General features: G+C 70.6%; 21 protein-coding genes. 15 read left to right on the top strand and 6 right to left on the bottom strand.

Annotated features, from left to right (window positions below; genetic code table 11):
• Positions 1-207: 207 nt before the first annotated feature.
• From V7Z98_RS17080 to V7Z98_RS17055, 6 genes are all read left to right on the top strand, one after another.
• Positions 208-831, top strand: coding sequence for a DUF4442 domain-containing protein (locus V7Z98_RS17080; RefSeq protein ID WP_334159272.1), 624 nt, complete (start codon positions 208-210; stop codon positions 829-831).
• A 25-nt stretch (positions 832-856) separates the two neighbouring features.
• Positions 857-2,362 (top strand): aldehyde dehydrogenase family protein, encoded by a 1,506-nt coding sequence (locus V7Z98_RS17075; RefSeq protein WP_334159270.1) that lies wholly within the window; start codon positions 857-859, stop codon positions 2,360-2,362.
• Positions 2,359-2,952: a hypothetical protein gene (locus tag V7Z98_RS17070; protein WP_334159269.1), complete on the top strand. Its 594-nt coding sequence runs from the start codon at positions 2,359-2,361 to the stop codon at positions 2,950-2,952. Before V7Z98_RS17075 ends, V7Z98_RS17070 begins: the two co-directional genes overlap by 4 nt.
• Before the next feature lie 17 nt (positions 2,953-2,969).
• A complete protein-coding gene (locus tag V7Z98_RS17065; protein WP_293265979.1) occupies positions 2,970-4,568 on the top strand; it encodes a GMC family oxidoreductase in 1,599 nt (532 codons plus the stop codon).
• A gap of 123 nt (positions 4,569-4,691) precedes the next feature.
• Positions 4,692-5,324 carry a DUF2802 domain-containing protein gene (locus tag V7Z98_RS17060; RefSeq protein WP_334159267.1) on the top strand — a complete coding sequence of 211 codons (633 nt, stop codon included), beginning with the start codon at positions 4,692-4,694 and terminating at the stop codon, positions 5,322-5,324.
• Positions 5,325-5,425: 101 nt separating this feature from the next.
• On the top strand, positions 5,426-6,262 hold the full coding sequence (locus V7Z98_RS17055) for an SPOR domain-containing protein (RefSeq protein ID WP_293265983.1): 837 nt from the start codon (positions 5,426-5,428) through the stop codon (positions 6,260-6,262).
• 621 nt (positions 6,263-6,883) lie between these two features.
• Here the strand turns inward: V7Z98_RS17055 and V7Z98_RS17050 are convergent.
• Entirely contained in the window at positions 6,884-7,267 is a 384-nt protein-coding gene (locus V7Z98_RS17050) for a tetratricopeptide repeat protein (protein ID WP_334159265.1), read from the bottom strand.
• A 239-nt stretch (positions 7,268-7,506) separates the two neighbouring features.
• On the opposite strand from V7Z98_RS17050, the gene nosZ reads away from it, so the two are divergent.
• From nosZ to V7Z98_RS17005, 9 genes are all read left to right on the top strand, one after another.
• Positions 7,507-9,450 (top strand): TAT-dependent nitrous-oxide reductase, encoded by a 1,944-nt coding sequence (gene nosZ, locus V7Z98_RS17045; RefSeq protein WP_293265987.1) that lies wholly within the window; start codon positions 7,507-7,509, stop codon positions 9,448-9,450.
• 238 nt (positions 9,451-9,688) lie between these two features.
• Complete coding sequence (locus V7Z98_RS17040) at positions 9,689-11,848, top strand: 4Fe-4S binding protein (RefSeq protein WP_334159276.1); 2,160 nt, start codon at positions 9,689-9,691, stop codon at positions 11,846-11,848.
• Entirely contained in the window at positions 11,841-12,266 is a 426-nt protein-coding gene (locus tag V7Z98_RS17035; protein WP_293265989.1) for a transcription regulator, read from the top strand. The genes V7Z98_RS17040 and V7Z98_RS17035 overlap by 8 nt, the downstream gene beginning before the upstream one ends.
• Before the next feature lie 140 nt (positions 12,267-12,406).
• The gene (locus V7Z98_RS17030) at positions 12,407-13,624 is read left to right on the top strand and encodes a nitrous oxide reductase family maturation protein NosD (protein ID WP_334159262.1); all 1,218 of its coding nucleotides are present in this window, start codon (positions 12,407-12,409) and stop codon (positions 13,622-13,624) included.
• Positions 13,614-14,609, top strand: a complete 996-nt coding sequence (locus V7Z98_RS17025) for an ABC transporter ATP-binding protein (RefSeq protein WP_334159261.1) — start codon at positions 13,614-13,616, stop codon at positions 14,607-14,609. The genes V7Z98_RS17030 and V7Z98_RS17025 overlap by 11 nt, the downstream gene beginning before the upstream one ends.
• 3 nt (positions 14,610-14,612) lie before the next feature.
• Positions 14,613-15,437, top strand: coding sequence for an ABC transporter permease (locus V7Z98_RS17020; protein ID WP_293265995.1), 825 nt, complete (start codon positions 14,613-14,615; stop codon positions 15,435-15,437).
• Positions 15,434-15,988: a nitrous oxide reductase accessory protein NosL gene (locus V7Z98_RS17015; protein ID WP_442951855.1), complete on the top strand. Its 555-nt coding sequence runs from the start codon at positions 15,434-15,436 to the stop codon at positions 15,986-15,988. The genes V7Z98_RS17020 and V7Z98_RS17015 overlap by 4 nt, the downstream gene beginning before the upstream one ends.
• A 35-nt stretch (positions 15,989-16,023) precedes the next feature.
• Positions 16,024-16,704 carry a hypothetical protein gene (locus V7Z98_RS17010; protein ID WP_334159258.1) on the top strand — a complete coding sequence of 227 codons (681 nt, stop codon included), beginning with the start codon at positions 16,024-16,026 and terminating at the stop codon, positions 16,702-16,704.
• Between the two features lie 7 nt (positions 16,705-16,711).
• Entirely contained in the window at positions 16,712-17,320 is a 609-nt protein-coding gene (locus tag V7Z98_RS17005) for a nitrous oxide reductase accessory protein NosL (protein ID WP_334159257.1), read from the top strand.
• A 91-nt stretch (positions 17,321-17,411) separates the two neighbouring features.
• Here V7Z98_RS17005 and V7Z98_RS17000 read toward each other — a convergent pair whose 3' ends face one another.
• The 5 genes from V7Z98_RS17000 to prfA form a co-directional block, all read right to left on the bottom strand.
• Positions 17,412-17,996, bottom strand: coding sequence for a hypothetical protein (locus V7Z98_RS17000; RefSeq protein ID WP_334159256.1), 585 nt, complete (start codon positions 17,994-17,996; stop codon positions 17,412-17,414).
• A gap of 10 nt (positions 17,997-18,006) precedes the next feature.
• Positions 18,007-19,089 carry an Ldh family oxidoreductase gene (locus V7Z98_RS16995; RefSeq protein ID WP_334159254.1) on the bottom strand — a complete coding sequence of 361 codons (1,083 nt, stop codon included), beginning with the start codon at positions 19,087-19,089 and terminating at the stop codon, positions 18,007-18,009.
• 139 nt (positions 19,090-19,228) lie between these two features.
• Complete coding sequence (gene grxD, locus V7Z98_RS16990) at positions 19,229-19,588, bottom strand: Grx4 family monothiol glutaredoxin (RefSeq protein WP_334159253.1); 360 nt, start codon at positions 19,586-19,588, stop codon at positions 19,229-19,231.
• Positions 19,589-19,722: 134 nt separating this feature from the next.
• Positions 19,723-20,694, bottom strand: coding sequence for a peptide chain release factor N(5)-glutamine methyltransferase (prmC, locus tag V7Z98_RS16985; protein WP_334159252.1), 972 nt, complete (start codon positions 20,692-20,694; stop codon positions 19,723-19,725).
• Positions 20,691-21,773, bottom strand: a complete 1,083-nt coding sequence (gene prfA / locus V7Z98_RS16980; RefSeq protein WP_334159250.1) for a peptide chain release factor 1 — start codon at positions 21,771-21,773, stop codon at positions 20,691-20,693. Before prfA ends, prmC begins: the two co-directional genes overlap by 4 nt.
• Positions 21,774-21,810: the final 37 nt, after the last annotated feature.

The raw sequence follows: 21,810 nt of genomic DNA, 5'->3' as shown, positions 1-21,810 counted from the left end.
TGCACGGCCTGAAGCGCACCAAGGGCAAGTACGGCATGGTGACCATGTGCATCGGCACCGGCATGGGGGCCGCGGGGGTGTTCGAGTCTCTTTGATCCTGCCGATACTGCCTGGTGCTTGTCTCAGGCAGTATCCTCGGCAGGACGGGGCGGCTGTCTTTCCCTCCTCTTCGGCCGCCCCGTTTTTTCGCTACTCCCAGCCCTGGCCATGCGTCCCAAACTGATCGACCGCGTGCCCGCCGCCTGGCGGGCAACGCTTTTGAAGTGGGGGTTCAACCTCTACCCCTCCTACCGCGCCACCGGCGGCCGGGTGGTGCACATCTCCCGCGACCTGGACCGGATCAAGGTGGTGCTGCCCTACTCGTGGAAGACCCGCAATCCCGCCGGCGCCCTGTTCGGCGGCAGCCTGTACGCCTTCACCGACCCCATGTTCGCCATGCTGCTCGCCCTGCAGCTGGGCAACGACGTGATCGTCTGGGATAAGGCCGGCAGCATCCGCTACAAGCGCCCCGGGCGCAGCCACCTGTTCGCCGATTTCCACATCCCCGTCGAGCGGGTCGAGGCGGTCCGCCGCGAGGTGCTGGAAAAGGGCGAAAGCACCCCGACGTTCTGCATTGAACTGAAAGACCGCCACGGCGTGGCCCACGTGGAACTGGAAAAGACCGTCTACGTGGCCACCAAGGCGTTCTACAAGAGCAAGCTCGCTGCCCGTGCCCAGGCCGACGGGGACGACCTGTCCCTGCCGCCGCCCGAGGTGCTGGAGCAACTGGACCGGGCCGATGCCGCCCCGCCGCAGCCGCCATTACCCCGGGCCCGGCGTCGCGCCGCCTGAGGTTCGTCACCCTTCCGGAGTCGCCATGAGCGTCCACTCCTTGCCCGCCGCCGCCAACGCCCCGGACGATGCCCCCGGCAGGCACGACTTTCCCGCACTGACGGCGGCCCTGGCCGGATTGCGCCGGGGCTTCGCGGCCGACCCGGCCCCCGGGGCCGCCCGCCGCCGCGAGCATCTGGCCGCCCTGGCCGACGCCCTGGGCCGCCACGGCGACGCCCTGGCCGAGGCCATCGACCGGGATTTCGGCGGCCGGCCGGCCCGGGAGACCGAGCTGCTCGAACTCTTCCCCAGCCTGGAAGGCATCGCCTACGCCCGGCGCCACCTGGCGGCCTGGATGCGCCCGCGGCGCCGCCGCGTCGGCATGTGGTTCTGGCCGGCCCGGGCCCAGGTGCGCCACCAGCCCCTGGGCGTGGTGGGGGTCATGGTGCCCTGGAACTACCCCCTGTTTCTCGCCGTCGGCCCTCTGGCCGCGGCCCTGGCGGCGGGCAATCGGGTGCTGATCAAGTGCTCCGAGCACACCCCGGCCTTCGCCGCCCGCTTCGCCGAGCTGATCGCCGCCACCTTCGCGCCGGACCACGTGCGGGTGGTGCGGGAAGGGGAGGGAGACGATCCCCTGGCTTTTGCCCAGGCCTTCGCCCGGCTGCCGTTCGACCACCTGCTGTTCACCGGCTCCACCGCCGTGGGGCGCCGGGTGATGGCGGCGGCCGCCGCCAACCTCACCCCGGTCACCTTGGAACTGGGGGGCAAGTCGCCGGTGCTGATCGCCCCCGGGGCCGACCTGGCCCTGGCCGCCGCCCGCATCGTCTTCGCCAAGCTGGCCAACGCCGGTCAGAGCTGTGTCGCCCCGGACTACGTGCTGCTGCCCCGGGGCCAGGAGGCGGCCTTCATCGCCCACGCCCGGGCGGCGGCGCAACGCCTGTACGGCGACGCATCCAGCCCGGATTACGCCGCCATCGCCCTGGACGCCCACCGCCGGCGCCTGCACGGCTGGGCCGAGGCGGCGGAAGCCGCCGGGGCGGCGCGCCACCCCCTGTTGCCCGAGGCACCGGCCGCGGACGGGCGCCTCGCGCCTGCCATCCTCACCGGCGTGCCCGACGAGGCGGCCCTGATGCGGGAAGAGATTTTCGGCCCCTACCTGCCCCTGGTGCCCTACGAACGGCACGAGGATGCCCTGGCCTACATCAACCGCCGCGACCGGCCCCTGGCCCTTTACCTGTTCGACCCGGACCCGCTGCGGGTCCGGGCTACCCTGGATGCCACCGCCTCGGGCGGGGTCGGGGTGAACGACTGCCTGCTCCACGTCGGGGTGCACGACCTGCCCTTCGGCGGCGTCGGCCCCTCCGGCATGGGGCGCTACCACGGCCCCGAAGGCTTCGCCGCCTTCTCCCAGGTGCGCGCCGTGCTGCGCCAGGGGCGCTGGTCCTCGGCCAGCCTGCTCCATCCGCCCTTCGGTGCGGCGGGGGGCGCCTGGCGCGACCGTCTGCAACGCCTGATCCTGCGGCTGATGCTCGGCCGCCCGCCCCGGCCATGAACACGCCCGCGCCCGAAGCGTCGCCCGGCATCGGCCTCGGTCACGCGCCTGCCTCGCAGGGCCGCCGCCGCGCCCTGGCGGCCACCCTGGCCGGCGGGTTGGCCCTGGCCTCGGCCGCCTGGTGGGGGCTGGGTGGCGACGGGTCCCGGCTGGACGATCCGGGCCACGCCTACCATTTCCTCGGCCCCCTCGACCGGGCGGTGCTGGCGGCGTTGGCCGGCGGGCTGCTCGACGGCGTCCAGCCGGCCTTCTCGCCGGCCCACGGGGCGGCCCTGGCCCAGGGCGTGGACATCGCCATCGCCGGCTTGCCGCCGCGCACCCGGGGCGACCTGCGCCGCCTGTTCGACCTGCTCACCACCCGGGGCGGCCGGACGGCCCTGGTCGGGCTGGGCACGCCGGCGGACGGGATCACGCCCTGGCGGGCCCTGACTCCGGAGCAGGCCGCCCGGGCCCTGGCGGCCTGGCGCGATGCCGACCTGGCCCTGCTCAACCGGGCCTACGCCGGCCTCCACGACCTGGTCCTGGGGGTTTGGTACGGTGACCCGGACCACTGGGCCGGCACCGGCTACCCCGGCCCTCCCCAACTGTGAAACGTGAGACGGGCCCCGTGAGCCATCTGCCCGACCCCGTCGGCGACGCGTTCGCCGGCCCCTGGCGCGGGCGCCATCTCGACGGCGCCACCCTGGGCGAAGACCGCACCCTGTCCGCCGACGTGGTCATCGTCGGCAGCGGCGCCGGGGGCGGGGTGTGCGCCGAGATTCTGGCCCAGGCCGGGCTGTCGGTGATCCTGGTGGAAGAGGGGCCCCTGCGCACCTCCCGGGACTTCAACATGCTGGAGCGGGAGGCCTACCCGGCCCTCTATCAGGAGTCCGCCGGGCGCAAGACCGTGGATGAAGGCATCGGCATCCTCCAGGGCCGGGCCGTGGGCGGCTCTACCCTGGTCAACTGGTGTTCCAGCTTCCGTACTCCGGCCGCCACCCTGGCCCATTGGCGCGAGGCGCACGGCCTGGCCGGGTTCACCCCCGAGGCCCTGGCGCCCTGGTTCGCGCGCATGGAGGCGCGGCTGTCGGTGGCCCCCTGGACGGTGCCGCCCAACCGCCACAACGGTCTGCTCGCCGAAGGGGCGGCGCGCCTGGGCCTCGCGCCCAAGGTCATCCCGCGCAACGTCAAGGGTTGCTGGAACCTGGGTTACTGCGGCATGGGCTGCCCGACCAACGCCAAGCAGTCGATGCTGGTCACCACCATCCCGGCGGCCATGGCCGCCGGCGCCACCCTGCTGTCCCGGGTGCGGGCCGAGGCGCTGCTGCACGACGGCAAGCGGGTGCAGGGGGTGCGCGCCCATCCGGTCGATAGCTTCGGCCAGGTGCGCCGCGACGCGGCCCTGACCCTGCGCGCCCGCCACGTGGTGGTGGCCGCCGGCGCCATCGGCAGCCCGGCCCTGCTGCTGCGCTCCCGGGCGCCCGACCCCTATGGCACCTTGGGGGCGCGCACCTTTCTCCACCCGGTGGTGCTGTCGGCGGCCACCTTCGCCGAGGCGGTGGAGCCCTTCGCCGGGGCGCCCCAGTCGGTCTACGTGGACGACTACCTGTGGCCCGCCGACGGCACCCTGGGCTTCAAGCTCGAAGTGCCGCCGGTCCATCCCCTGCTCGCCGCCGTGGTGATGGGCGATTTCGGTGCCCGCCACCGGGACTTCATGGCCGGGCTGGCCCACGGCCACACCATCCTCGCCCTGGTGCGCGACGGCTTTGGGCCGGACAGCCCGGGGGGGCGGGTGGTGCTCGACGGCCACGGCGACCCCCGTCTCGACTACCCCCTCAACGCCGCCTTCTGGCAGACGGCGCGGCGCGCCTGGCAGGCCATGGCTAAAATCCAGTTCGCCGCCGGCGCCCGCAGCGTCATGCCGGTGCACCTGGACGCCCGGCCCATGGCCGATCCGGGCGCGGCGGCGGTCCAGCTGGCGCGGCTGCCGCTCCAGGCCGGCCGGGCCAAGGTGGTCAGCGCCCACGTCATGGGCGGCTGCGCCATGAGCCCGGAACCGCCGGGGGGCGTGGTCCGGCCCGACGGCGGCCACCACCAGCTCGAGGGCCTGACGGTGGCCGACGGCAGCCTGCTGCCCACCTCCCTCGGGGTCAATCCCCAGCTCACCCTCTACGCCCTGGCGGCGCGCATCGCCACCGGGCTGGCGGCGACGTTGGCGCGGGGCTAGCGGGCCCGCCGGGACGCGCCGGCCGGGGCGGGGCGCGGGGGGTCTGGCATAATGGCCGCTGCGGGCGCCCGCCGGCCCCGCTCCTCCTTTTCGGCCCCGCAATGACTGCTTTCCTGTTTGCCCATGTTTGACCTGACGGCCCTTGGTTTTCCCCCGGGCACCGTCCTGAATGTGCGCGACGCCCTGCTGGCGATCGTCGTGCTGCTTGCCGTCTACATCCTGGCGGTGGTGCTGCGCTACCGCCGCCTGCGCCGTCAGGCCGAAGAGGCGCAACCCGACGAGCCCGCCGAGAAGGCGTCCGCCCCCGCCGCCGCGGAGGCTCCGGCGGCGGCCAGCGGCGCCCGGCTCTACGCCGCGGTACAGGACACCGCCCAGGCCCCGGCTTCCGCCGCGCCCCGGGAACATGCGCTGCGCCAGGAACCGGCCGTGGCGCCGGCCCCGTTGGCGCCGCCCCTGCCGGTGAACCTGGCCGCCGAGGTGGCTGACACGCCGGTGGTCCAGGCCATCGAGCGCGACCTGACCATGCTGCGCCAGGAAATCCAGCACCTCCAGGGCGAGCTGGAGCGGGTCCAGGGCGAGATGCGCGACCGTTTCACCCAGCTCCAGGCCACCCAGCACATGTCGCCCCTCTACAGCGACGCCATGCAGATGGCCGCCGCCGGCCATGACGCCCAGACCATCGCCGACCGCTGCAACATCGCTCGGGCCGAGGCAGACCTGGTGGTGGCCCTGGTGCGCAACCAGGGTGGCGGCTGAGGCGCCGGGGCGTCCGGTCACTGATGCACTGACGCCTTGCACCGTTCCAATTCCGTAGCCTGACAATTTCACCATTCCACTTCCGGCAAGAAAGCGACGCGATGGCCGAACCCCCCGTCAAGAAGCGCCCCAGCCCGAAACCCGCCGCCAAGAAGGCTCCCGCTCCGGAGTCCGCGCCCCAGGACCAGCTCAAGCGCACCCTGGTCAAGCGCATGTCCCTGGCGGCGGTGCTGATCGCCGTCCTGCTCGGCGCCCTGGTCCTGTTCGACCGCCTGTCCACCACCGTCGAGGTGGAAGCGCCACCGGCGCCCCGGCCGGCGGCGCCGCCGCCGCGCACCGAGGTGACCCAGCCGGTGACCCCGGTGGAAGAGGCCAAGCCCGAAGAGGGCAAGGCAGCCAAGGGCGAAACGCCGGCCGCGCCGGAGGCCACCGTGGCCGCCCCGGCGCCTCCCGAGCCGCCCCGGGTCGCTGCCCAGCCCGCCGCGCCGGCCACGCCTACCTCTGCCGGCCGCAGTGCGGCGCCCGCCTCCCGCGCGGCGCCGGCTGCCGCCGCAGTGACACCGGCCCCGGCCCCGCGCCAGCCCCGGGTGGTGGAAGAGGGCAGCGCCGCGCCCCAATCCCCAGTCCAGCAAGCCCAGCCCCGGGCCGAGCGTTCCGCTGCGGCCGCCGCGCTGCCGGCCCCGGCCCCGGTCCTCTCCACCCCGCCCCGGGCGCCGGTCCGGCTCTTCTCCGGCTACGCCGTGCAGGCCGGGTTGTTCGCCGACGTGCAGCGGGCCGAGGAGCTCCACGCCAAGCTCCAGCTCCACGGCATTCCCTCCCACCTGGAAACCCGGGTGGTGGTGGGGCCGTTCAAGACCAAGGCCGAGGCCGCCGCAGCCCGGGCCAAGCTCAAGTCTTTGGGCATGGACGGAGTGTTGCTGCCGCCGGCCAAGCACTGAATCTGGCGGGCCCGCCTGGGGCTCGCGTCACGGGGCGCTACCGTCGTGCGATTGCGCGGCGGCTGGCGCCCCGCTTCTTTTCCGGCCGACGAAATCCAGGGATGTGCCCGTGGCGCCGCTTGGGCGCCGCCTGGGGCTCGGCGTTCAGGCGCCGTTTGCCGTCGTTTGCACGCGTATCGCGGCACATCCAGAGATGGCGGCATTCGGGCTTCTGGGCCGGTGGAGCGGCGGACGGGCGGGGCCGGATCGGCCGTGTTCGGCATCCCATCTCGTCCCGCCGGTCATGGGGTGATACATGAGAGAAATTAATGTATCCGGGCGGTCGTTAAATGAAGGTCCGCGCCAGTCGTTGAGCTTGGCGGAGTGGCGTTCTTGAAACATGAAGAAAATTAATATGTCGAGCCTTGGGGTCGGTGCCCGGGGCCTGTCTCTCCCCTCGTTTCTCGGCTCGTTCCTTCCCCGCCCGGTTGCCGCCGGATTCCTCTTGCCGCAATAAGCCGGGCGCTCGCTTGCGGTGAGGCGCGGCGATGGCGCCATCGCCCTTGGTGCCCGGCTCCGCACACGGGCCAGGCGCAGACGGTATGGGCTAGGTCGGCCCTTGCTTGATCCCTTTCGGAGCGCTTACGGCCGGTCTTCGTCGCTGGCCGGCGGGGTGCCGGCGCCGTCCGCCGGTTTCGTTTCGCCCCGGGCCTTTTCGATGCGCCGGGCGAACACCGTCATTTCCTTGGCCGCCTGCATGTCGCCCTTGGCCGTGGCGGCGGCGATGCCCTGACGCCAGGCGTCCAGGGCACCGTCGTCGTCGCCGCTGTCGGCCAGGGCGTGGCCGAGGCCCTTCCAGGCGGCGGAATAGTGGGGGTCACGCTCCAGGGCCTGGCGGTAGTAGGGCACGGCCCGGAGCGGGTCGCCGGCCTTGCGCCATTCGGTGGCCAGGGAGAAGCGCAGCAGCGCGCCGTCCCGGGGGCCGCCGAGCAGTTTTTCCAGGGTGGCGATGATGGGGGATGTCATGGTCGTTCTCCAGGGGAATCGGGCGGGGGCGCCGCCCGGATGCGGTTTTTCCGGCAGCGTTCGATTTGCTGCGAATAGCGCTTTCTTTCAATGTTTTAGCCGCTTTTTGGCGGTTTTTGCACAGATCAAATTTCCTTGGGGAGGGCGGGCCTAGAGTTCGCCCTGCGACAAATCGCCGCGCCCTGGGCGTCGGCGAGTTTAGCGGCACACAACGGGGAATGCGCCCCAGGGAGATCACAATGAACAAGCACGACACGCAACAGGTGGAAAATCGCGACGGGGCCGATCAGGGGCGCCGCCGCTTCCTCAACACCGCCGCCCTGACCGGCCTGGCCGGCGCGGGCCTGGCCACCGGCCTGGCGGCCTGTAAGGACGACAAGCCCGCCGCGGCCGGTGCCGCCGCACCTGCTGCGGCCAGCCACGCCGAGGGCGGGATGAAGATCCACATGGCCCCGGGTGAGCTGGATACCTACTACGGCCTGTGGTCCGGCGGCCACTCCGGCGAGATGCGCGTCCTCGGCCTGCCTTCCGGCCGGGAGATCAAGCGCATTCCCGTGTTCAACATGGACTGCATGAGCGGCTGGGGCATCACCAACGAGTCGAAGAAGATCATGGGCACCAAGCCCGACGGCTCGCTCAAGTACCACATCGGCGATACCCACCACGTTCATGCCTCGTACACCGACGGCACCTACGACGGCAAGTACGCCTGGGTGAACGACAAGATCAACAGCCGCCTGGCCCGTATCCGCCTCGACACCTTCGAGTGCGACAAGATCACCGACATCCCGAACATCCAGGGCTTCCACGGCATCTTCCCGGACCGCTGCGACCCGGTGGACGAGAAGATCAACCACACCACCCGCGTCTTCTGCGGCAGCGAGTTTCACCTGCCCCAGCCCAACGACGGCCGGGACATGGACGATCCGAAGAAGTACGGCACCCTGTTCACCTGCGTCGACGCCGAGACCATGGACGTGCGCTGGCAGGTGAAGATCGACGGCAACTGCGACCTGGTGGCCACCTCCTACGACGGCAAGCTGACCGCCACCAACCAGTACAACACCGAGGGCGGCGCCAAGTACGAGGACATGATGTCCGCCGAGCGCGACGCCTGCGTGTTCTTCAACGTGGCCCGCATCGAGCAGGCGATCAAGGACGGCAAGTTCAAGACCATCGGCGACTCCAAGGTCCCCGTGGTGGACGGCACCAAGGCCGCCAACACCGATCCGAAGACCGCCCTGACCTGCTACGTGCCGGTGCCGAAGAACCCCCACGGCGTGAACGCCAGCCCGGACGGCAAGTACTTCATCTGCTCCGGCAAGCTGTCTCCCACCGCCACGATCATCGAGATCGCCCTGGTGCACAAGTACTTCGCCGGCGAGCTGAAGGAGCCCCGTGACGCCGTGGTCGGTGAGCCGGAACTGGGCCTTGGCCCCCTGCACACCGCCTTCGACGGCCGCGGCAACGCCTTCACCACCCTGTTCCTCGACAGCCAGATGGTGAAGTGGAACGTGGAAGCGGCGATCAAGGCCTTCAAGGACAAGAACGTCAAGTACGTCATCGACCGCCTCGACGTCCAGTACCAGCCGGGCCACACCAACGCGTCCATGAGCGAGACCAAGGAAGCCGACGGCCAGTTCCTCGGCGTGGGCTGCAAGTTCTCCAAGGACCGCTTCCTGCCGGTGGGCCCGCTGCACCCCGAGAACGAACAGCTGATCGACATCCGCGGCGAGAAGATGGTGCTGCTGGCCGACCACCCGGTCTACCCCGAGCCCCACGACTTCATCATCGTCAAGCGCGACAAGATCAAGACCCGTCAGGTGGGCACCCTGGACGACTTCCCGCTCGCCACCAAGGACCCGAAGGATTCCCGCATCGAGCGCAACGGCAACAAGGTCACCGTGCATCTGGTGTCCCAGGCGCCGGCCTTCTCGATGCGCGAGTTCAAGCTCAAGAAGGGCGACGAGGTCACCATCATCCTCACCAACCTGGACAAGGTGGAAGACCTGACCCACGGCTTCGCCATTCCCAAGTACGACGTGAACTTCATCGTCAACCCGCAGGAAACCAAGTCGGTGACCTTCAAGGCCGACAAGCCGGGCGTCTTCTGGTGCTACTGCACCCACTTCTGCCACGCCCTGCACCTTGAGATGCGTTCGCGCATGATCGTGGAGAAGTAAGGCCACGTTGCTTCACCCGCATGGAGAGTTGGGGAGACGCTTGCGTCTCCCTTTTTTTCCTTGCGGCGCAGTTCGTGACGATGGAATGTGGCGTGTGTTTTTTGCTCTTGATTTGCGTTAAGGGCAGATGGGGCGCCGTAAATCACCATTTGCTGAAGTAACGCTCAGGGAGTCGTAAATGATGTTCGCCCGCCTTTGCCGGCGTTTTCAACGGTCCATCGCCGGCGGCCTGCTCGGCATGGTCATGGCCGGCGCGCTGGTGCTCCTGTCGGAGCCGGTCCGCGCCGATTCCTACGAGGCGGCCCTGCCGCCGGAGCTGCACAGTTCGCCGCGCATGTGCGACTACGTGGCCTGCACCGAGGTGCTGCCCGGCGCCGACAGCTTCTCCGAGCGGCGCGGCCAGCCGCCCTTCGTCGAGGGCTACAAGACCGAGGGCGGGCAGAAGACCCTGGTGGGCTACGTCATGCTGTCCACCGACATCGTGGACATCCCCGCCTACTCGGGCAAGCCGGTGGTCACCCTGATCGGCATGGACGCCACCGGCCACTTCGTCGGGGTGAAAATCCTCAAGCACTCCGAACCGATCCTGCTGCTCGGCATCCCCGAGTCGGCCCTGATCAAGTTCAACCAGCAATACCTGGGCAAGTTCGTCGGCGACCAGATCGAGATCGGCAAGGCCCGCCCCGAAGAGAACATCATCGGCCTGGACGCCATCACCGGCGCCACGGTCACCGTGATCGCCCAGAACCAGGTGATGATGGTGTCCGGCGGCGAGGTGGCCAAGCAGGTCGGCATCCTCAAGCCCCAGGTGCGCCCGCCCGCCACCTTCATCGACACTGGCGAGACCCTCACCTGGGACCAGCTGGTGGCCGAGGGCAGCGTCGCCCGGCTCACCGTCAAGCCCCAGGACGTGGGCCTGGTGAGCACCGGCCAACCCTACGTGGACCTGTGGTTCGGCCTGCTCAACGTGCCCACAGTGGGCCGCAGCATCCTCGGCAAGGACGGCTACGAGCGCCTGATGGCCGGGTTGCACCCGGGCGAGCAGGCCCTGTTCGTCGTCAAGACCGACGGTATCGAATCGTTCAAGGGCTCCGGCTTCGTCCGCGGCGGCCTGTACGACCGGGTCCAGGTGCGCCAGGAGCGGGACACCTACACCTTCCGCGACCTGGACTACCTCAACCTCTACGGGGTCCAGGCCGCCGGGGCGCCGAGCTACACCGAGTCGGCCATCTTCATCGTGCGCGGCAAGACCTTCTCCGCCGCCTACCCCTGGCAGTTCGTCTTCCTCGCCAACAAGCTCGACAAGACCACCGGCGCCAAGACCTTCGCCAACTTCGACCGGGAAGTGTGGCTGCCCGCCCGCTACCTGGAAGGCGGCCGTCCGGCCTACAAGCGTCCCGACGCCCCCTGGCTGAAGATGTGGAAGGACCGGGCCGTGGAGATCGCCGCCTTCGTCGTCCTGCTCGTCGCCGTGGCGGCGGTCTACTCTCGCCGCGACGCCCTGGTGCGCCGCGCCGACCGCAAGAACAAGTGGCCGGTGAACGCCTTCAAGTACACCGGCTGGGTGGTGTCCATCGGCTTCGTCGGCTTCCACGCCATGGCCCAGCCGTCCATCACCCAGGTGCTCACCTGGTTCCATTCCCTGCTGTTCCAGTGGAAGTGGGAGCTGTTCCTCTCCGACCCCTTCATCTTCATCTTCTGGATCTTCATCATCGTCACCGTCTTCCTCTGGGGACGGGGCCTGTTCTGCGGCTGGCTGTGCCCCTTCGGCTCCCTGTCCGAGCTGCTCTACAAGGTGGGCGAGCGCATCGGCCTGAAGCGCTTCCAGGGCAAACTGCCCAAGCCGCTGCACGACAAGCTGAAGTGGGTGAAGTACGGGGTCTTCCTCGGCCTCCTGGCGGTGTCGTTCTTCTCCATGCCCCTGGCCGAGAAGCTGGCCGAGGTGGAACCGTTCAAGACCACCTTCCTGGTTGGCCTGTTCAACCGTTCCTGGCCCTACACCCTGTTCGCCGCCGGCCTGCTCGGCCTGTCGATCTTCATCGAGCGGCCCTTCTGCAAGTACCTGTGCCCCCTGGGCGCCTCCCTGGCCATGCCCACCACCTTCCGCTGGTTCGGCCTGAAGCGGAAGCAGGAGTGCACCAGTTGCAACGCCTGCGCCCACGGCTGCGGTTCCCAGGCCATCGACGCCGACGGCCGCATCGACCAGCGCGAATGCCTGCTCTGCCTCGACTGCATGGTCCTCTATCACGACGACCACGCTTGCCCGCCCCTGGTCCAGGAGCGCAAACGCCGCACCAAGGCCGGCCAGCCCCTGACCCCAATCGGCCAGGACGGCTATTTCATCCCCATCATCCCGGTGCCTGCCGGCGCCGCAGCGAAGGAGACGACCCATGGTTGATCCGGCCATGCTCACCGAACCCGTCGAGCCGGCCTACGCCGCCGGCGCTACCACCCGGCGCCTGGCCGCCGAGGCCTGGGACCACCTGTGGCCGTGGAGCCGGGCCGGCTTCTCGCGGCAGAAGCTGGTGCAGGCCGTGGGCCTGGCCCTGGCGGTGGCGGTGACCACCGTCTGGGTGCTGGCCGGCATGGGCGAGATGGGCGCCGGCGCCCTGATCGGCTGGTGGGTCGGCTGGAGCGCCTGCGAGGTACTGGTGCGCCTGTCGGCCAAGCCCTACGTCAAGGAAGGCCCCTGGTGGGGCCGGCGCTACCGGGCGGCCAGCGTGATGGACATGCTCTGCTACGTGGCCTTCAAGAACCTGCTGGTGGGCGCCCTGCTGTTCCTCACCCTGAAGGCCCTCGGCCGGGTGGTGGTGTGACCGTCGATTCGTTCAGGCGGCCCGGGCAAACCCCGCGCCAGTATTGGTTCTTCGGGCGGTGCCTGTGGATCGCCGCGTCCCTGCTCGTTCTCCGGGCGGGGGGGCTGGAGGCGGCCGAGGCGCGCGCGACTTGGCACGTTATGCCCGGCCAGTCGATCCAGGCCGCCATCGACCGGGCGGCCCCCGGCGACACCGTGACGGTGGCCCGGGGCCACTACCGGGAAAACCTGCGCATCGCCAAGCCCCTCACCCTGCGCGGCGAGCGGGCCGAGCAAAAGCCCACGGTGGACGGCGGCCTCAAGGGCGACACCATCCGCGTGGCCGCCACCGACGTGACCATCGCCGACCTCAACGTGGTGGCCTCCGGCGAGGACCTGGGCGAGCAGAACGCCGGCATCTACATCCAACCCGGCGCCCACCGCGCCACGATTCGCGGCTGCACCCTGGCCGACACCCTGTTCGGCCTGTGGATCGAGGGTGTCGAGGACGTGGCGGTCGAGGGCAACGTCATCACCGGCAAGCGCGACCTGGGCTCGGCCCAGCGGGGCAACGGCATCCAGCTCTACAACACTGAGCGCGCCCGGGTCGAGAACAACCGCATCAGCTTCGTGCGCGACGCCCTCTACGTGGACGTGTCGCACCACGCCCTGTTCCGCGGCAACCGCCTGCACCACAGCCGCTACGGCACCCACTACATGAACTCCTACCACAACGTCTGGGAGGACAACGAGGTGTACCGCAACCGGGGCGGCCTGGCGCTGATGGAAGTGCGCGACCAGGTGGTGCGCAACAACCGGGTGTGGGGCAACACCGACCACGGCATCATGCTGCGCACCATCCAGGACGCCATCGTCGAGAACAACGTGGTGGCCGGCAACGCCCGGGGCTTCTTCATCTACGATGCCGAATACAACACCCTGCGCGGCAACCGGGTCATCGACAACGACGTGGGCGTGCACCTGTGGGCCGGCTCCACCCGCAACACGGTGGAGAACAACGACTTCATCGCCAACCGGGAGCAGGTCAAGTACGTCGGCGCCCGGGACGAGGTGTGGGGCGGCAAGGGCGACGGCAAGGGCATCAGGGGCCACGGCAACTACTGGAGCAACTACGTGGGCTGGGACCGGGACGGCGACGGCATCGGCGACGTCGGCTACGAGGCCAACGACCTGGTGGATCGCCTCTCCTGGCGCCACCCCATGGTCAAGCTGCTCATGGCCAGCCCGGCCATCCAGACCCTGCGCCTGATCGCCCAGCAATTCCCCCTGCTGCGCGCCCCCAGCGTGGTGGACCGCTACCCGGCGATGCGCCCGGCGGACCCCCACTGGAACCACTGGTTGAATACCCATGAACGCTGATACTTCCCTCTCCCTGGCCGCCCTGTCGGGTGGAACCGGCGTCGCCGTATCCCCGCCCATCGCGCCTCCGATCATTCTTGCCGGGGTGGAAAAGCGCTTCGGCCCCACCGGGCAGATCCGCGCCGTGGACGGCGTGGACCTGGAGGTGCCGGCCGGCGCTCTGTTCGGCCTGATCGGCCACAACGGCGCGGGCAAGAGCACCCTGTTCAAGATGATGCTCGGCCTCGTCACCCCCAGCGCCGGCAGCATCACCGTGCTCGGCCGGCCGGTGAACGGCCCGGACTTCCGCCAGGTGCGCCGCTCCATCGGCTACCTGCCGGAGAACGTGGTCCTCTACGACAACCTCACCGGCCTGGAAACCCTGCGCTTCTTCGCCGATCTGAAGGGCGTCACCCACGCCGGCTGCCCGGCGGCGCTGGAACGGGTCGGCCTGGCCCACGCCGCGGGGCGGCGGGTACGCGAATACTCGAAGGGCATGCGCCAGCGCCTCGGTTTCGCCCAGGCCCTGCTCGGCGACCCGCGCCTGCTGTTCCTCGACGAGCCCACCACCGGCCTCGATCCGGAAGCCATCCGCGACTTCTACCGCATCGTTGCCGAGCTGCGCGGCGACGGGGTGACCGTGGTGCTCACCTCCCACATCCTGGCCGAGATCCAGGAACGGGTGGACTGCCTGGCCATTCTCGAATCGGGCCGCATCAAGGCCCAGGGCACGGTGCAGCAACTGCGTGACGGCCTCGACCTGCCGGTGACCCTGGCGCTTAGGCTGGCCGAGGGCCACGGGCCCTTGCTGCGCGCCGTGCTGGCCGGCCTGCCGGTGACCCTGCCCGAAGATGACGGCACGGGTGGCGGAGTGTTGTCCCTGGCCTGCCCCCGAGACGCCAAGCTGGCGGTGGTGGCGGCCCTGATGGGGCTGGGCGACCGCCTTCTCGATCTCCAGGTGCAGGAACCGTCCCTGGAAGACGTCTTTTTCGGAGCCCGGGGATAAGCCATGGCCATGCTCGATCTGCACCCCATCGCCGTCATCGCCGGCAAGGAATTCTGGGACCGCATCCGCAACCGCTGGGTGCTGGCGGTGGCCCTGGTGTTCACCGTCTTCGCCCTGTCGATCGCCTACTTCGGCACCGCCCAGCAGGGCAGCGTCGGCTTCCGCTCCATCGACCTGACCATCGCCTCCCTGGTCAGCCTGGTCATCTACCTGATCCCCCTGATCGCCCTGATGCTCGGCTTCGACGCCATCGTCGGCGAGAAGGAGCGGGGCTCTCTGGACCTGCTGCTGACCCTGCCGGTAACCCGGGTCGAGGTCATCCTCGGCAAGTACCTGGGCCTGGCCGGGGCGCTCACCTTCTCGTCGGTGGCCGGCTTCGGCCTGGTGGGGCTGATCCTCTCGCCCCAGCTCAACGTCGCGGCCCTCATCCACTACGCCGGCTTCATGGGCAGCGCCATCCTGCTCGGCATGGCCTTTCTCTCCCTGGCGGTGATGGTCTCGGTGCTGGCCTTGGACCGCACCCGGGCCTCGGGCCTGGCCATCGCCCTGTGGTTCTTCTTCGTCCTCATCTTCGATCTGCTCATCCTGGGCATCCTGGTGGTGAGCGGCGGCCAGTTCGGCGGCGACGCCTTCCCCTACCTGCTGCTGCTCAACCCGGCCGACGTGTTCCGGGTGCTCAACGTCTTTTCCCTCGACGAAGTGCGCACCCTGTACGGGCTGGCCACCGTCTTTCCCCCCGCCCTGTCCCATCCCGCCCTGCTCTGCGCGGTGATGGCCGCCTGGATCGCCGCGCCCCTGGGCGTGGCCATGTGGAGATTCAAGCCGTGATTCCCTTCGTTTCCATTGCCCGCCCGGCCCTCGGCGCCGGGCCCCTGGCCGGCCTGGCCGCCGCCGCCCTGGTGGCGCTGCTGGCCGGCTGCGGCCCCGCCGCCTCCTCCGGGCCGAGCGTTCCGGTGGAACTGTCCCGGGACACCTCCTGCGCCCTGGACGGCATGCTGCTCGCCGACTTCCCCGGACCTAAGGCTCAGATCCACTACGCCGGCGCCGACAAGCCGGACTTCTTCTGCGACACGGTGGAGATGTTCTCCCTCTACCTCAAGCCGGAACAGCAGAAGCGGGTGCGCGCCCTCTACGTCCAGGACATGGCCCAGACCGACTGGGACGCGCCGCAAGGCCACTGGATCGACGCCAAGGCCGCCTTCTACGTCAAGGACAGCAAGAAGCGCGGCTCCATGGGCGCCACCCTGGCCTCCTTCGCCCAGGAGGCCGACGCCCAGGCCTTCGCCGCCAAGAACGGCGGCACCGTGCTGCGCTTCGACCAGGTGACGCCGGAAATGGTGGTCCTGGACGGCGGCGCCCTCCACGACAAGCGCATGTGATCGGCGCCACCACCGCACGCAAAGGACACACCACGATGCACGTCTTCTACGAAGGCCTCGCCCCCGACGAAGCCCTGGCCCTGGAACAGCTGGCCAAGCTCCTCTACGAACTGCGCGAGAACCGCCAGCAACTGCTCGCCGCTCACGGCGCCGCCGACGAAGCCGCCTTGCTGGCGGCGATCCAGGCCGGCGGCGTGGCCGAGCACCCGGGCTACGAAAGCTACCTGTCGGCCCTGACCCTGGCCGCCACCCAGGAGGCGGTGCGCGCCGACCTGAAAGCTCGCACCCTGGCCCTCAACGGCGCCCCCCTGGCGGCGGACGAGATGCTGGGCAGCGACGCCCCGGCGGCGGTGTGGCTGCTGGAAGTGGCCGAGCCCCTGGAAGAGCGCTGCGGCGAGTGCCTGGAGCAGCCGGTGGCGGTGAAGCAGGACGCCCTGGTGATCCACATCGAGGGCGGGGTGCGCCTGGAAGCCCGCTGGGCCGGCCCGGACGCCTATGCCTACCGCTGGACCTGGGGCGACGCCGAGCTGTGCCTGGACACGGCGCCCCGGCCGGCGGACCCGGCCCTGGGCGCGGCCAAGGCCCACCTGCACCGGCCCGACGGCAGCGTCGGCCCGGCACCGGTCACCGTGCCCGGCGAGCCGTCCCTGGACAACCTGGAGGCCCTGGTGCGGGCCCTGGCCGACGATCCCCTGCTGGGCGGCGGCCTCGCCTGAACATCCCATGGCCAGCGCCCCCGTCACTCCGCCGCCGCCGCTGGAAACCACACCGGCTGGCGCCCGCGCCGCCCGGCGCGGCTGGTGGCTGATCCCCCTGCGTACCCTGGGGTTGGCGCTGGTGGTGGGCTTTCTCGCCGGAGGCGTGGCGAAGATGGCGCCGCACTGGCTCGACCCGTTGCAGCAGCGCCCCTTCCCGCCCCACGTGGTGACCGCCGACGACCGTTGCCCGGTATGCGGCATGTACCCGGCGCGCTTCGCCAAGTGGCGCGCCCAGGCGGTGTTCCACGACCAGGGCTACGCCGCCTTCGATTCGGCCGCCAGCCTGTTCCGCTACCTGGGGCGGATCGAACGCTACACCCCCGCCCGGCGTCGGGAGGATGTGGCCGACCTGTACCTGACCGACTACGACAGCGGCGCCTGGCTGCCCGGCGAGACAGCCCTGGTGGTGCTCGGCTCGAGCCTGGCCGGCCCCATGGGGGACCCGGGGCTACCGGCCTTCGCCAGCCAGGAGGCGGCGGAGCGCTTCGCCGCCGCCCGGGGCGGGCAGGTGCTGCCCTTTTCCCAGGTGCTGGCGGCGCCGGAATTGCAGGGGCGTATCACCGCCGGGCGTTGAGATTCAGCGGAACCCCGCGGTGCCCGCAATGGGCGCCGGGGGACCGAGGCGCGCGGCGCGCAGCCCCTGGCGGCGGTGCCTGGCGCCGGATTCAGCGCGAGCAGATGACCCGCCGGTTGCCCCGTCCCGCCTGGGTTTCGGTGAGCTGGCCGGTGCTCTTCACCCGGCCACTGGTCCGGTCGAAGATGGCGTAGAAGCGGGCCGCCTCGTCGTAGTCGTCGCAGAAGCGCCATTCCCATACTTCTTCGTTGCGCCGGTCGTAGAAGGTCACCTCCCGGGGCGGTCCCAGGGTGCGGCGCACCGTCTCCCGGTCGTCGTCCACCTTCACCCGGGCGAAACCCTTCGGTTCCAGCACGTTTTCGACGCCCACCAGCCGGCCGCTGCCGTCCAGGGTGACGCGGAAGGTGTGGAAGCCCTCGGGTCCCCGGGGATAGAGCAGCACCCGGCTGCCGGCGTCGTCGAAGGCCAGGGCCGGTTCGCCCATGGCCGCGCGCACGTCGGCCTCCCGGGCCTGGCCCGGCGCCAGGCCGTGGCCGCTGTAGTGGGCGGCAGTGGCGCAGCCGGCCAGCAGGACGGCGAGTAACAGGGAACGGAGGAGGGCGGGGCGGCGCGGCCGGGCGTTCATGGGAACGGGAGGGGCGACGTGGGCGGGGGCGGCAGGGAGGGGGCGGGACATGGTGCGGCAATCAAGCATCAAGGGGGGGAGGTATGAGTGCGTCGGGCACGCCCAGTTCCCGGGCGGCGGCGGTGATCTGGGCCCAGACCTTGTCGCCGTAGTCGATGCCCCGTCCCAGCTGTTCGGCGCGCCGGGCGGCCTCCAGCTCGCCGGGCAGCACCACCGGGCGGCCGGGGTCCAGGGGGCGGGAATCGACGATCCAGGCGCAGGCGTTGCGTACGTGCTCCTCGAAGGCGTCGCCCCCCAGCTTGTGGGGGTCCACCAGGATCATCAGGGTGTTGTTGGTGATGACCCGGGGCGCGTCCGGCGGCAGGCCCCGTTCGATGCCGCCGCCGGTGGCGGCGCCGGCCAGCAGTTCGATCATCACCGCCAGGGCGTAGCCCTTGTGGCCGCTCTGGCTGCCGCCGAAGGGCAGGATGGCGCCCGGCGGCGTGGCGAACAGGGCGCCCGGGTCCAGGGTCGGATTGCCGGCGGCGTCCACCAGGACGCCCGGGGGCAGCTGTTCGCCCCGGGCGTGGGCCACCCGGATCTTGTTCAGGGCCATGGCCGAGGTGGCGAAGTCGAGCACCACCGGCGGCTGGCCGTCGGGGCGCGGCACGCCCATGGCGATGGGGTTGGTGGTGAGGCGCGGGTCCCGGCCGCCGTAGGGCACCACGTTGGGGTCGATGTCCACCACGTTGGTCATGACGATGGCGGCCAGCCCGGCCTGGGCCGCCAGCTCCACGTAGTAGCCGACCCGGGCGCAGTGGTAGCTGCGGCGCACCGCCACGGCGGCGACGCCGAACTGTCGGGCGATTTCGATGCCGGCCTCGGCGGCGCGCTTGACCGCCACGTGGCCGAAGGCCATCTGGCCGTCCCACACCGACAGGGCGCCGACGCGGGACAGCTCGATCCCTTCGGCCTGCACGTCCACGCCGCCTTCCCGGGCGGTCTTGGCGTAGGTGGGCAGCATGGAGAAACCGTGGCTGAAGTAGCCCACCAGGTCGGCGGCGATCATGTGCTCGGCGACGGTGGCGGCGACGCCGGGGGCGCAGCCCAGGGCGGCGAGGCTTTCCCGGGCGAGGGCCTGGGCGGCGGCAGCAGCGATCCGCATGGGAATTCCTTGGCGAGTGGTCGACAAGGACGATGGTAGGCCGGTCGGGCACCGCCGGGCAATGCGCGGGGGCAAAAACGACAGGAGCGCCCGGTGGGCGCTCCTGAGGCGTTGCGTTGCGGCTGGGATGCGAAGGGGATCAGCCCTGGGCGTTGCCGCCCAGTAGTTGCTGCAGTTCGCCGTTCTGGTACATCTCCCGGGCGATGTCGCAGCCGCCGACGAACTCGCCGTTCACGTACAGCTGGGGCAGGGTCGGCCAGTTGGCGTAGACCTTGACGCCTTCGCGGATGGCCGGGTGCTCCAGCACGTTGACGCTGAAGATGTCCTTCAAGCCGCAGGCCTTCAGGATTTGCACCACGGTGCCGGAAAAGCCGCACATGGGGAACTGGGGGGTGCCCTTCATGTAGAGCACCACGGGGTGGCCGGTGACCTGTTCGCGGATGAGGTCCTGGATGGCGGGACTGGTGGGGTCCACGTGGGCGCCGGTATCGACGGTCATGCTGGTTTCTCCTAGGGGGTGAGGCTAAAGCTGTTGTTGGACGGAAAGGGAACCGCCAGGGTTCCGTCCCGGGCGGCAAATTCTAGCCGAGGGCGGCGGTGGCCGGCGTAACGCCGATCAAATCCGGGGCCGCATCAGGCCGCTGCGCTTCCGGTGCCGCCGGCCCAGACGCCGCCGCTGACCCGGTCCAGGCCGGCCAGGTCGGTCCAGGTGGCGACCTGGGCGAAGCCGGCGGCGGCGAGCAGGTCGCGGCACAGGGGGCCCTGGTCGTAGCCGTGCTCCAGCAGCAGCCAGCCGCCGGGATGCAGGTGGGCCGGGGCGGCGGCCACGATGGCGCGCAGGCAGGCCCCGCCGTCGCCGCCGGTCACGCCATCGGTGAGCGCGCCGCGCGGTTCGAAGGGCAGGCCGTCGCCTTCCAGGTGCGGGTCCCCCTCGGCCACGTAGGGCGGGTTGCCGGCGATGAGGTGGAAGCGTTCGCCGGCCAGGGCGGAAAACCAGTCGGAGAGGACGAAGCGCACCGCCAGACCGAGACGCCGGGCGTTGCTCTCGGCCACCGCCAGGGCGGCGGGGGAACGGTCCACGGCGGTGACCGCCACGGCGGGGCCGGCCTCGTGGGCCAGGGCCAGGGCGATGGCGCCGCTGCCGGTGCCCAGGTCGAGCACCTGGAGGGGCTGGTCGGGGGGCGGTGACGGAGGGGCTGCCTGGAGATCAAGGACTGGCGCGGGGTTTGCCGCTGCACCCTCGGAGAATGACGTCCTGCCTTGGGGCCAGACGGCGATGGTCTGGAGCGCCCGATCCACCAGCACTTCCGTGTCGTCCCGGGGAATCAGCACGTCCGGGGTGACCGTCAGGTCCAGGCCACGGAAGGGGGCGTGGCCGGTCAGGTAGGCTAGCGGCTCGCCGGCGGCGCGGCGCGCCACCAGGGCGGCGTAGGCGGCGGCTTCCTCGGGTGTGAGCGGCGTGTCGGGCCGGGTGAGCAGTTCGGCGTGGCTGATGGCGCAGACGTGCTCCAGCAGCAGCCGCGCCTCCAGCCGGGGGATGCGGGCGCTGGCGTCGCGCCAGGCCTGGGCCCGGGCGAGGGGCGGGGTGCCGGCCCCGTCGCTCATTCCTGCTCGGCCAGGCTGGCCAGCAGTTCGGCCTGGTGCTCGTTGGCCAGGGCGCCGACCATTTCGTCCAGATCGCCGTCCATGATCGCGGCGATCTTGTACAGGGTCAGGTTGATGCGGTGGTCGGTGATGCGCCCTTGCGGGAAGTTGTAGGTACGGATGCGCTCGGAGCGGTCGCCGGAACCGATCAGGCTCTTGCGCGTGGCCGCCTCCTTGGCCTGGGCGGCGCGGATCTGGGCGTCCTTGATGCGCGCCACCAGCACGCGCATCGCCGATTCCCGGTTCTGGTGCTGGGAGCGGCCGTCCTGGCACTCGGCCACTGTGCCGGTGGGCAGGTGGGTGATGCGCACCGCCGATTCGGTCTTGTTCACGTGCTGGCCGCCGGCGCCGGAGGCCCGGTAGGTGTCGATCTTGAGGTCGGCCGGGTTGATGTCCACGTCGGACACGTCGTCGGCCTCGGGCATCACCGCCACGGTGCAGGCTGAGGTGTGGATGCGCCCCTGGGTCTCGGTCTCGGGCACGCGCTGGACGCGGTGGCCGCCGGATTCGAACTTGAGCCGGGAATAGGCGCCGTTGCCGATGATGCGGCAGATCACTTCCTTGTAGCCGCCCAGGTCCGACTCGGAGGCGGACAGCACCTCCAACTGCCAGCGGTTGCGCTCGGCGTAGCGGGAGTACATGCGGAACAGGTCGCCGGCGAACAGGGCCGACTCGTCGCCGCCGGTGCCGGCGCGGATTTCCAGCACGATGTTGCGGTCGTCGTTGGGGTCCCGGGGCAGCAGCAGCTTTTGCAGGTCCAGCTCGATCCCGGGCAGCTTTTCCTTGGCGGCGGCCAGTTCCTCCTGGGCCAGGGCCTTCATGTCCGGGTCGGCGAGCATGGCCTCGGCGTCGGCCATGTCGGCCTCGGCCTGGCGGTAGGCCTGATAGCGGGTTACCACCGGCTCCAGCTCGGCCCGCTCCCGGGAGAGCTTGCGGAACTGGTCCAGGTCGTCGGCGGCGTTTTCCGAGGAGAGCAGGGCGTCCACCTCGGCCAGGCGCCGGGCGAGGGTGTCGAGTTTTTCGCGGATGCTGGATTTCATGGGGGCGGAGTTTACTTGCTCCGGTCCGTTCCTCCCA

The organism is Oryzomicrobium sp. (assembly GCF_036820405.1).
Lineage (GTDB): Bacteria > Pseudomonadota > Gammaproteobacteria > Burkholderiales > Rhodocyclaceae > Oryzomicrobium.
The sequence above is the reverse complement of the archived record's forward strand: the minus strand, read 5'-3'. Positions and strand labels throughout refer to the sequence as shown.

What these genes read in the sequence shown, in the direction of transcription:
- V7Z98_RS17080 (WP_334159272.1), top strand. Translation starts at nt 208, where the DNA reads ATGCGTCCCAAACTGATCGACCGCGTGCCCGCCGCCTGGCGGGCAACG.
- V7Z98_RS17075 (WP_334159270.1), top strand. Translation starts at nt 857, where the DNA reads ATGAGCGTCCACTCCTTGCCCGCCGCCGCCAACGCCCCGGACGATGCC.
- V7Z98_RS17070 (WP_334159269.1), top strand. Translation starts at nt 2,359, where the DNA reads ATGAACACGCCCGCGCCCGAAGCGTCGCCCGGCATCGGCCTCGGTCAC.
- V7Z98_RS17060 (WP_334159267.1), top strand. Translation starts at nt 4,692, where the DNA reads ATGTTTGACCTGACGGCCCTTGGTTTTCCCCCGGGCACCGTCCTGAAT.
- V7Z98_RS17055 (WP_293265983.1), top strand. Translation starts at nt 5,426, where the DNA reads ATGGCCGAACCCCCCGTCAAGAAGCGCCCCAGCCCGAAACCCGCCGCC.
- V7Z98_RS17050 (WP_334159265.1), bottom strand. Translation starts at nt 7,267, where the DNA reads ATGACATCCCCCATCATCGCCACCCTGGAAAAACTGCTCGGCGGCCCC.
- nosZ (WP_293265987.1), top strand. Translation starts at nt 7,507, where the DNA reads ATGAACAAGCACGACACGCAACAGGTGGAAAATCGCGACGGGGCCGAT.
- V7Z98_RS17040 (WP_334159276.1), top strand. Translation starts at nt 9,689, where the DNA reads ATGGTCATGGCCGGCGCGCTGGTGCTCCTGTCGGAGCCGGTCCGCGCC.
- V7Z98_RS17035 (WP_293265989.1), top strand. Translation starts at nt 11,841, where the DNA reads ATGGTTGATCCGGCCATGCTCACCGAACCCGTCGAGCCGGCCTACGCC.
- V7Z98_RS17030 (WP_334159262.1), top strand. Translation starts at nt 12,407, where the DNA reads ATGCCCGGCCAGTCGATCCAGGCCGCCATCGACCGGGCGGCCCCCGGC.
- V7Z98_RS17025 (WP_334159261.1), top strand. Translation starts at nt 13,614, where the DNA reads ATGAACGCTGATACTTCCCTCTCCCTGGCCGCCCTGTCGGGTGGAACC.
- V7Z98_RS17020 (WP_293265995.1), top strand. Translation starts at nt 14,613, where the DNA reads ATGGCCATGCTCGATCTGCACCCCATCGCCGTCATCGCCGGCAAGGAA.
- V7Z98_RS17010 (WP_334159258.1), top strand. Translation starts at nt 16,024, where the DNA reads ATGCACGTCTTCTACGAAGGCCTCGCCCCCGACGAAGCCCTGGCCCTG.
- V7Z98_RS17005 (WP_334159257.1), top strand. Translation starts at nt 16,712, where the DNA reads ATGGCCAGCGCCCCCGTCACTCCGCCGCCGCCGCTGGAAACCACACCG.
- V7Z98_RS17000 (WP_334159256.1), bottom strand. Translation starts at nt 17,996, where the DNA reads ATGTCCCGCCCCCTCCCTGCCGCCCCCGCCCACGTCGCCCCTCCCGTT.
- V7Z98_RS16995 (WP_334159254.1), bottom strand. Translation starts at nt 19,089, where the DNA reads ATGCGGATCGCTGCTGCCGCCGCCCAGGCCCTCGCCCGGGAAAGCCTC.
- grxD (WP_334159253.1), bottom strand. Translation starts at nt 19,588, where the DNA reads ATGACCGTCGATACCGGCGCCCACGTGGACCCCACCAGTCCCGCCATC.
- prmC (WP_334159252.1), bottom strand. Translation starts at nt 20,694, where the DNA reads ATGAGCGACGGGGCCGGCACCCCGCCCCTCGCCCGGGCCCAGGCCTGG.
- prfA (WP_334159250.1), bottom strand. Translation starts at nt 21,773, where the DNA reads ATGAAATCCAGCATCCGCGAAAAACTCGACACCCTCGCCCGGCGCCTG.